Origin of the sequence: Dorea sp. BIOML-A1 (assembly GCF_009875615.1) — a bacterium.
Classification (GTDB): Bacteria; Bacillota; Clostridia; order Lachnospirales; family Lachnospiraceae; genus Dorea_A; species Dorea_A amylophila.
Genome location: NZ_WWSA01000050.1, coordinates 1 through 10566 on the forward strand (window position 1 = coordinate 1; position 10566 = coordinate 10566).

A 10566-nucleotide genomic window follows, 5' to 3' on the forward strand; every position below is an offset into this window, starting at 1 on the left:
AATCCTCCTGAATTGATATTTATTTTAACATCAATCCAAGAGGATATATAGCTCTTTTAGAGTTTACACAGAATTAATTACAGTCTCAAATAATATGCAAAAAGGAATAACAAACCTTTGCTAATCTGGTTTGTTATTCCTTTTCAGAGAGAGAATAATTATTTCAATTCTACCATATCCATATTGGTTCTATAACATGCTGCTCTTCCAATCTTACCTTTCGTTACATAATTTTCTCTAGCAAGATTCTCTAACACTTGTTTTCTTAAATATGACGAATCACTGACTCCTAGATATTCTGCAATTTCTGATACTTTACGTGCCTGATAATAGCAGAATGATAACACTGCATCATCATATTTTGTTCCATTGGCTACCGGGACATATTCAAGATGTGGAATTTTATTATCTTCTACTCCTTCTGAATAAGTCAAATCCGGTAACACCAAAGTAAAATGATCTGAAGTTGAATAAATGTATGGTCTGTGAGCTTCATCAACTCCCTGATATTCTTCCATAATTTTATCAAATCCTGTTCCGGCTGCCTCCATGACATTACAACTAACCAGAACAGAGGAAATCAACTCATTTCTACGTTTTGATATAATTCCCGATAAATCATATGTTTTTCCTATTTTCTCTCCCCTGTAAAAACTACCGGGCGAGGATATTTCCAGTCTGTCTTTAAACATATCCACCTGTATCTGCGTTCCGTCCAGGAAATAATCTCTATGTGCAATTGCATTTACAATACCTTCAAATAGTGCTCTTTGTGGATATGCGTCTATATTTTTTCGTACATTATCCAATTTAATCAGTGAATGATTCATCCGTTGATTAACAAAATCCATCATATAATTAATTGAAGATGTAATATTTCCATTATATCGATTAATTGTTATTATCTTCTCACTGCCTTTATTAAATCCTGAAAATACGGAACATTTAATCTCTGTCTTTTTTCCCTGATAATCATCCTGAAATAATACTGCCCCATTTGCCAGCATATTATTTTCATCATAGAATCCCATTGATTGAAGTGCTTTTTCTTTTAATTCTTTTCCATTGTTATGTGTCGAATAAAATGCTTTCAAATCCTTAAAGTGGCTTGCTTCATATATTTTATCCGATGTAAGAATATCGTACTGCGCATTTTTACTCTTAATACTCTCGTCTTTAACCATCCCACTATGTCATTTCGATTAAGTCTTGCCTTACATTCAAATTTATCATTTTCTAATTTTATATCCGCTATAATTTCTTCAAGATACATACTATTTACCCCTTATAATCGAATTACTTCAATGCTACTTCAAAGTCACTTCAAAGTCATTTCAAGTTACTTTGAAGTGATATAATAAAAGTATTTTCTTTCAGATTTCAATTTATTCACTCTTCTTCAACTTCCCCTCACGTTAATCACATCCATTGGTGACATGTACTGCAAAGTGCACATAAAAACGGGATAATGTTTTTCCACACTATCCCGTCCTCAATCATATAATTTTCATTTTATTTCATTGTCTTTTCAAGTTCCCATGACCGAATGCTTTCAATAACCAGATCTCCGCCAATTGCTTTCACTTCATTTTTCTGATCATCATCCACATTATATATATTACAAGAAAAATTATTCTGATAATCATTGCTGAATATTTCTAATGAAATTTTGTCAGAATAAATATGAATATCCAGATGCTCTTTGCCCATTAAATTCAATGGACATCTTGCGACTCCTTTACTCCAGCCATCGGAATTATTACGGTCAAAATATGCTTCCGCTCTCTTCAGATCAAATAGGATCTCTGTCTTCTTTCCCTGAGACATTCTTAAGTTCAGCCTAATCTTGTCTGCAGTTGATTTTTTCAGATTTATCCGCATTTCCGTTTCATAAACACAGCCACTCCGAAGTTCTTTTTTCTCGTCTTCTTTTATCAGAATGTCCGCTTCTTCCTGCTTATTCTTCCGGAGATCCTGTAATTCTTTTACAGGAATAAACTTTAATGTATTATCTTCTGCTAATACCGCCTCTCTCGGAATGTTAAAGAATCCGCACCAGCCTTCTTGATATGTCGGACCCCAGTCTTTCCAAAATGGCATCCAATCCCATGCATTCGCCCATCCTACCAGAATCCTTCTGCCATCCGGTGCCAGGAATGACTGTGGTGCATAATAATCAAATCCCCAGTCAATTTCCCCTGAAATTGTATAGAAAAATTTTCCGGTATCATAGTCAAAATCTCCCACCAGATAAACACTGGTGCGCTCTTTTCCTCCCATCGGAGAGAACATCAACACATATTTATCTCCTACCGGATAAAAATCCGGGCACTCCCACATATAGCCCCATTCGCCTCTGCTCTCTGCAAGGACATTGACAAATTCCCAGTGGAACATATCTGTCGATTTATACAGTCTTGCCTGTGCAAATCCATTTTTGCTTGCTCCACAGACTACATAATAGGTATCATCGTGTTTCCATATTTTCGGATCCCTGAACAGATCTGTTGGAACACCTTCCGGTGCTGTGATCACCGGGTTCCCTTCATATTTTTCAAAGTGGATTCCGTCTTCACTATATGCGATACACTGTGCCTGTTCAAACCCATTTCCATTATTACAGGTTCCTGTATAGATCAGGAATAACTTTCCATCATGTTCAATCGCACTGCCGGAGAAGCAGCCCCCCTTCAAATGATCATCATATACTTCACTTGGTGCAAGCGCTAATGGCAGATACTCCCAATGAATCATATCTTCACTGACAGCATGTCCCCAGTGCATACAGTCCCAAAATCCGGAATATGGATTATATTGATAGAAAAAGTGATACTTTCCTTTAAAATATATCAACCCATTTGGGTCATTGATCCATCCGGTTTCTGCCATAAAATGATAGTCCTGACGAAATTTTCCCTGCTGTACGGTTTCTCTTTTTGCTTCAATTTCTTTCTGGGCTTTTTCTATTCTTTCAATCATCAGTTCTTTTGACATATTGTGCCTCCGATATTATTACTTATATTCTTCACGAAGCTTCTTTGCAAATTCAGTATTAAGCTTTGATTCCCGGCGGGCCTTATTTTCTTTAATTCTGAACTGTTCTTCTCTTGCAGGCTTATACTCTTCCCAGCGTTTTGCCCATGATTCTCTCGCTGCTTTCATTTCTTCTGTTAATTCCGGCATCTGAAGATTGCGTTCTGGAAGTACCGGTACATTTGGAATTCTCTCTTCTACAGGAAGAATCGTAATTGGTTTTGCTGTTGGCAGTGTCTGATACCAGTATGCTGTTGAACTCCAGTCATCTGACAGATGGTTCGCATGTCCATGTTCAATCGTAACTTTCAAATGTTTCTCAAATCTTACTGGATCTGTAATGTGGAAACGATAAGATACCTGGAATCCATCCGTATCACTTTCATGTACAATAGTTCCAAAGAATGGATATGCATTTTTCTGCATTCCCCATGCATGATTGAAATAATCCTCTGTTCCTGTACCATTTAATGACGGGTATTCCTCTCCATCAATGAAGAACATATCATTTCCTTCTCCCCACCAGCTTCCCTGGTAGTGTTTTACAGTAAGGTTACATCCTACATAATGTCCCGTTCCTTCTACGTCAAGCACCGTATAGTTATTCTCACCTTTAAAATTGGTTACATTATTAACTTCCGGACAGTTTGTCTGAAGGTCTGGTCCCCAGCCCTGACAAGGATTTTCTCTGTGCCAGCTTGCATGGAAATATGCTGTATTCTCATCCAGTGGCTCTTTATACATTTCATAGTCAATATTGAAATATAAAATAAATGGAAGTTCGTTTTCATTTACAATCTCAATTTTTGCTTTTTTATTAAAAGGCATTGGGAAATAGCATGACACAGAACAAGGAGCTCCATATCTTCCTGCTTCTTCTGGTTTCAGCGAAACATTAAATGGCAGCGAAGAAAAATTGCCCGGATAACTGTTACCAATACAGAAGAAATCTCCCAATGGTGCAAGTACACTTGGTGTATCCTGATCATCCCATGTAATCTTGATCAGAACTTTTCTATAATAGAATGGATCATAATCATCCCAGATAACTCCAAGTGCCGGATGAATCTCCATAACCGGAGCTGCTGAAGCATTTAATACCGGATCAAGAATACTTGGTGCTACTACTTTTCTGCAGGAAGAAGTCATCCAGATATGTGTGATACATCCCGGTCCTTCCACTTCTCCAAGAGAGATTGTCTCACCTGCCGGGATTTCCCAATAATCCTGATTCTTACCTCTCTGATCCCAGCTGGCAAGTCTTCCGTTTCTGGCTTTTTTTACAGTTGTCAAATCTTTAAATAATCCTGATACATTGCTCATAATATAAGTCTCCTTTTCTTTTTGTTAATAATTATCCTTTCACAGCTCCCGCTGTCATACCCTCTACAATATTCTTCTGGAATAATCCATAGAAGATCAGTTCCGGAACAATAATCATAAGACTGGATGCTACAATTCCACCATAATCTACCGTATAATTTCCTTTGAAGAATGAAGCTCCCATAGAAAGTGTATAATCAGATACATCTTTCAGCATTACAGATGCATACGGATATTCATTCCATATGTATAACACGTTAAAAATGACAATTGTTGCAATAACCGGCTTTGCCATTGGCAAAATAACTTTCACCATCAGCTGCCAGATGTTACAGCCATCTATTACAGCCGCTTCGTCAATTTCCGTAGGAAGCTGTTTCAAATATGCTGTCAGAAGAAGCGTATTGAATGAAATCGAACTTGCTGCATATGGAAAAATCAATGCCCATTTTCCTCTCAACCCGAAAAAGATATTAATCTTATATACCGGGAACAATAAAATAAATGGTGAAACAGATAATCCCAAAATCAAAAATCCATATAATAAACTCTTTGCCTTCGGATGCTTAAATTCCATTCTTGCAATTACGAAAGAGCTGCAGAATGTAATAATAAGTTCCAACACAACAGATACTATACATACAACAAAAGTGTTCGCATATAATTGTGGAAAGTTTAATGTTTCCAATGCATGTTTGAAGTTGTCGAGATTAAATGCCTTCGGCATTGCCAATGGATTAGACATGATCTCTGAACTTGATTTGAACGAAAGCAATACCATCCATAAAAATGGAAATACAACAATCGCTGTTATAATGATCATCGCAGCATACATTGCAATTTTCTTTCTTTTCGGTACCATTCCTATTCACCTCTTTCTCTTGTAAGTATTGAATAAATACCTGTGATCACCAGTGAAAGAAGGAATGTAAATGTAGCCAGAGACATTCCATAACCATAATCTCCACTGTTAAATGTCATTGAGTAACTATATGTAACCAACGTCTCAGACAGGTGGTTTGGACCTCCTCCTGTTGTCTGCTGCACAATTTCAAAGATCTTAAACACTCCTGTAATGATCAGAACTGCTACTGTTGAAATCGTTGATTTCATCATTGGAATTGTGACATACATTGTCTTCTGTATAAAGCTTGCACCATCTATTTCAACTGCTTCCAACACCTCTCCCGGTATCATTTTAAGACCTGCAATAAATACCGTTACCAGATATCCTAATTGTTGCCAGAAATAGATAATCGCGATACTATACGGAGACAGTGTATTGCCGCCTATCCATTTTTGTTTCAAACCAGATGCCCCTATCGCATCCAGAACATTATTGATAATACCAATGTTTGGATCTAATATATAAACCCAGATAATTCCAACAATGATCGGTGCGATAATGGCAGGAGAAAAGATTAATGACTTTGAAAAATCCACTCCTTTTAATTTATTATTCAGTAACAAAGCAATGAGAAAAGATAAAGACAATAACAATACAAATGCCAATATAAACATAATCATTGTGTTCTTTAAGGATATCCAAAACAAACGGTCTTTAAATAATCTCATATAATTTGTCAATCCGTTGAATGTAGCCTTTCCAATTCCAGAATATTTTGTAAAACTATATCCAATTGACATTCCAATAGGAATAATAATAAATACCATATACACAACCAGTGTCGGAATTACCAATCCTATCTTGTATCTCTTTTTACTTAACCAATGCATACGCTCATCCTCTTTATATCCGGGACCACCATGATAAATCTTCATGGCAGTCCCATGCAGTGTCAGCCAATATTAACGTCTGTCTAGTTTGCTGCTGCCGAATCCATATTTTTTAAAGCATCTTTCGGACTGTATGTTCCTTGCATAACACCAAATATTGCATCATACATTGCTTCCTGAACTGCCGGAGTAACTGTCTGGTCCGGAGCTGCTTTTGGTGTTTCCCATCCATTTCCAAGTGCTGTGATCATTGCATTCATTGCATACTGTGAATCTGTTGCTGCAATACCATCATAATTGGTTGCCGGGAAAATGGATCCTTCATAAGAAATCTTTGCTGCTTCTTCTCCATAATAATATTTCAAAAATGCATACAAAGCTTCTTTTGCTTTATCATTATCTTTTACCGCTGAACTTACTACCAGCGGAGCTGCCGGAACTTTCATTGCAATATTCTGTTCATAAGAAGAATCCCCAAATTTTGGTCCCCACCAGAATCCGATGTGTTCACCGACATTTTTATCAAATTCTGCACAGTCCCACTGACCTGTTCCGAACATTGCTGCTTTTCCTTCATTAAAGAGCTGTTTTGCGTCAAAATATTCGATTGTTGCCATATTTTCCGGAAATGCTCCGGCATCTGCAAGTCCTTTTATTTTTTCAAAACATGCATTCATATCATCGTTTGAATATTTTGCCTTATCACCAGTATAGGATTTTTCATTATCTTCCCATCCATATCTTGAAAAGAATTCATTGAACTCCCACATTGAGTATCCACTGTTCTTACTTCCGATTGCGATTGGTGTAACTCCTGAATTTTTCAGTTTTGCGATCATATCAAGGAATTCGTCATAAGTTGTATCATCTGTTGGATAAGCAATCCCAGCTTTATCAAACAAATCTTTATTATAGAAAAATCCCTGAACATTACTTTGATATGGAAGTCCATACTGTACTTTTCCATCATTGAATGCATCTTCCATACCATCCAGTGCATCATCAATGTCTTTATTTTCTTTCAGGAAATCAGACATATCTAATAAGTATCCGGCCTCATTGTATTCCGGTGCCTCCGCTGAATCTAAATGTACAATTTCCGGAAGACTTCCATCCTGTGCTGCCAGTTTCATATTTTTTGAATGTGCCTCTGTATCAGCTGCTACGAATTCTACTTTATATTTTCCTTTATTTTCTTTGTTAAATCCCTGAACAATATTGTAAGTAACCGTTTCCTGTTTTTTTGGGTTTGCCACATGAATACCAAATTTAATGACGGTTGCCCCGTCCGCATCCGTTTTTGCTTCTTCTGATGACTTACTTCCTCCGCATCCAGCAAGCAGTCCCATCGACATCGCTGCAACTAATACTGCAGATGTAACCTTTTTTAAGCTTTTTTTCTTCATAGTTTTTCCTCCCTAAATGAGTAGATGGTTGTTTGTGGAACCCGTTCCATGTTCCTAAAAAAAATAATTCCGCATCTTTTCTTTTTTATGGAACCCGTTCCATGTTTGTTAAAAAAATAAATTCAGCTGTGCACATGACTGATTTGTATAATCTATATATAACTCTTAACTGCTCAGATGTCAACATTTTTTCGTCATTTCGTTTATTTCATCAAATTTTTAGCACTGTTTTTGTGCATTTTTACTATTCTATTGTTGTTCTCCCCTTTCTCACAGATACTCCTAATGTTACTTTTTCATTTTTATATGTCTTCCCATTAACCAATTCACAAATTAACCTGGCCGCCTCTTTTGCCAGTTCTTTTGTCGGCTGAACGATTGAAGTCACACTTGGTTCTACTATCTGCGTAATATATGTTCCATCATAAGCCACACATTTTACATCCTTCGGAACCTTTTTATGTCTTCGGATAACCTCATTCATACACTCGATTGCAACCAGATCTGTTCCGAATATCCCATCAAATTCCCATTCATCCAGTCTGTCAAACAAATCTTTTACCGCATACTTATAATACTCCAGATCAAATTTATTCCATGCCAGTTCATAATCAAAGCACTCTACTCCCTGTTCCTTCATAATTCTTGCGAATTCAAAATGTCTTTCGTGATATGGCGACTCTACTGCAGTTGAACCTCTGAAATGTACTATTTTTTTACACCCATTCTTAAGCAGAATTTCCGCCGCCAGTCGTCCGCCCTCCTTATGATCGACTGCAACCACAGGAATATCTTCTCCCAAATAACGGTCAAATGCAACGATTGGTTTTTTTATCTTTTTGTACTCTTCTACATCTAAGGAATGTACACCTGTAATCACACCATCCACGATATGCCTGTTTAACATATCCAGATATTCGAGTTCTGCATTATGTGCCTTATCTGTATTACATAACATGATCTTGAATCCTTCATTATAAAGTTCTGCTTCAATATTATGTACAAGTTCTGCAAAAAAAGGAATTTCTACTGTTGGCACCAGAACGGCAATGATCCCACTCTTTTTATGATACAGATTTCTGGCAAGTTCATTCGGTGTATACTGAAGATTTTTCATAGCCTCTTCTATTTTTTCACGTGTCTCATCCGATACATATCCACTGTTATTCAGTACTCTTGATACTGTTCCAACACCGACTCCTGCCTTTTGTGCTACATCTTTTATACTTGCCATGTTTACACCCCCTCTCATTTTAACAATTTATTATAACAGAACATTTACACAAGCTCTAGTTTCATTTTTCGCTTTGTTATATCTTTATGTATCTTTAAACGCCCAAATTAGAAATATTACTCTTCTTCACTCTTCTTCAACTTCGAATAATAACTATCCGCAGTATAAAGCGCCACCACCGGATTATGCCCCAGTACACGGTCTTTCGTCACTGCTGTCGTAGTCAGTGCCTCGGAATATTTATAAAACAGACTGTCATGCCCCACACAAAGTCCGACCACAACATTCAGGTCCGTCTTCGCCCTATTCAGAAGCTTTGCCTGCAAAATCGGATTACACATATTCACACCGACACCTTCGCAGCATTCCGGAATGCCGACGGATGTCTTCTTCTGTGTTCCTGCCTTGCAACCGACACCATACACCTCAAAGCCGTGTCTGCGCAGGATATCTGCCAGGATACGGCTTTCTTTCAGTAAGCCGACACAGGTCGCGATCCCGATCTTTTTCGCATTGATCTTCTTTGCGAAATCCATGATTTCTTCGACACGGGTATGTTTGCAGTAATTCTCATACTCCACTTCTGCCGCAGCAATTGTTACTTTGCGGTTCTCGTCTTCATTGTAGCATTCCATAGCTTCATTTAGAACTTCTTCGTCCATGTGTGTTGTCAGACAGAAATCCGGATAGGTTTTATCCATTTTGTTGCAGTTTTTTACTGCGCAGTCGATACAGGACATGTCTTCTTTTTTCATTTCTTCATTCTCCTTTTGTATACCTTGGTATCTACAGAGGCCTGCCACTGGCAGATTCTCTAGATTAAGCTTTACTTTGTAAAATATCCTCTATTTACTTCATAATAACAAATACTTATACTACAGACAATAGTTTTCCGTTTTTATTTTCTTATTTTTTGTAGTTCTTTTCTATGAGAAACGTTCCCCGATTCAGGGTTGAATAAAAGGATCTTTTAAACTTTTTCCTCGTCTAAAAGATCCTTTTAAATTATAGAGATTGTTTTTTATCCTACAGGTTTCTTTTACTCTTCCGCTATCTCTTTTTCCGGTTCTTCATCCTTCTCCAGCACCAATATATCCGCTATACTGCATCCCACATAATCGCAGATCTTCGCGATCGTGGCCAGATCAACTCTCACGACTTTGTTCTTACAATAATTATTCAGCTGGGTATGCTGCAGCTTACATGCATAGCATAACTGATTCTTGCTGATCTTCCTCTCTTTTAATACCTTTTCCAGTTCAATCTTAATTCTACTCATCTTTCGTACCATCCTATAACTGAAGTATACTAAGATTTCGGTTGAAAAAATAGATGTGATAACTTACACTGTATTTATATAGATGTATTTATATACACTGTAAGAAATTACCATTTAGGAGGTTTGCCTTGAAAAAAAGAAATATCCGAATCCTAGCTATATTATTGATCATTGCATTCTTTTTCTCCTTTATTCAAACCAGACCTTATTCTGTCAGGCATTCTACTGTCTATACTAATGATAATACGCTAGAAATCGAGCTATATATAGTAACGAATCGTTTCTTCGTCATCCATCCGGATCAGTATTGCAAAGAAATTATTCAGAAGCACCGGCGTATTAACAAGCTTTCCGCTGATACGACTTATCAGATTGTTCTGTTTGCAAATTCATGGTGTTTTAAGAAAGGATATTCCTGCGCAGAATATGAATATCGGGTTGACAATGATAGGATTCAATTACAAAAATAATGTATTAAAAAAGACAGAAATCAAATCGATTTCTGTCTTTAACTCCCCGAGTTGGGTTCGAACCAACGACCCTTCGGTTAACAG

The 10566-nt window shown here is 37.1% G+C and carries 10 protein-coding genes; 1 reads left to right on the forward strand and 9 read right to left on the reverse strand.

Annotated features, from left to right (window positions below; translation table 11 throughout):
* Positions 1-158 precede the first annotated feature (158 nt).
* The 9 genes from GT508_RS13945 to GT508_RS13985 form a co-directional block, all read right to left on the reverse strand.
* A complete protein-coding gene (locus GT508_RS13945; protein WP_161144484.1) occupies positions 159-1184 on the reverse strand; it encodes an ATP-binding protein in 1026 nt (341 codons plus the stop codon).
* Between the two features lie 328 nt (positions 1185-1512).
* A complete protein-coding gene (locus GT508_RS13950) occupies positions 1513-2994 on the reverse strand; it encodes a glycoside hydrolase family 32 protein (protein ID WP_161144485.1) in 1482 nt (493 codons plus the stop codon).
* A gap of 18 nt (positions 2995-3012) precedes the next feature.
* Complete coding sequence (locus GT508_RS13955; protein ID WP_006427727.1) at positions 3013-4356, reverse strand: glycoside hydrolase family 172 protein; 1344 nt, start codon at positions 4354-4356, stop codon at positions 3013-3015.
* A 31-nt stretch (positions 4357-4387) separates the two neighbouring features.
* Positions 4388-5218, reverse strand: a complete 831-nt coding sequence (locus tag GT508_RS13960; RefSeq protein ID WP_055283948.1) for a carbohydrate ABC transporter permease — start codon at positions 5216-5218, stop codon at positions 4388-4390.
* Positions 5219-5220: 2 nt separating this feature from the next.
* Positions 5221-6138 (reverse strand): carbohydrate ABC transporter permease, encoded by a 918-nt coding sequence (locus tag GT508_RS13965; protein ID WP_227079906.1) that lies wholly within the window; start codon positions 6136-6138, stop codon positions 5221-5223.
* A gap of 38 nt (positions 6139-6176) precedes the next feature.
* On the reverse strand, positions 6177-7499 hold the full coding sequence (locus tag GT508_RS13970) for an ABC transporter substrate-binding protein (RefSeq protein WP_161144486.1): 1323 nt from the start codon (positions 7497-7499) through the stop codon (positions 6177-6179).
* A 244-nt stretch (positions 7500-7743) separates the two neighbouring features.
* Complete coding sequence (locus GT508_RS13975; protein ID WP_161144487.1) at positions 7744-8733, reverse strand: LacI family DNA-binding transcriptional regulator; 990 nt, start codon at positions 8731-8733, stop codon at positions 7744-7746.
* A 116-nt stretch (positions 8734-8849) separates the two neighbouring features.
* On the reverse strand, positions 8850-9488 hold the full coding sequence (locus GT508_RS13980; protein ID WP_161144488.1) for a DUF1847 domain-containing protein: 639 nt from the start codon (positions 9486-9488) through the stop codon (positions 8850-8852).
* A gap of 284 nt (positions 9489-9772) precedes the next feature.
* On the reverse strand, positions 9773-10012 hold the full coding sequence (locus GT508_RS13985; protein ID WP_138377012.1) for a helix-turn-helix domain-containing protein: 240 nt from the start codon (positions 10010-10012) through the stop codon (positions 9773-9775).
* 128 nt (positions 10013-10140) lie between these two features.
* Here GT508_RS13985 and GT508_RS13990 point away from each other — a divergent pair, with 128 nt between their 5' ends.
* Positions 10141-10482, forward strand: coding sequence for a hypothetical protein (locus tag GT508_RS13990; RefSeq protein WP_138377011.1), 342 nt, complete (start codon positions 10141-10143; stop codon positions 10480-10482).
* Positions 10483-10566: the final 84 nt, after the last annotated feature.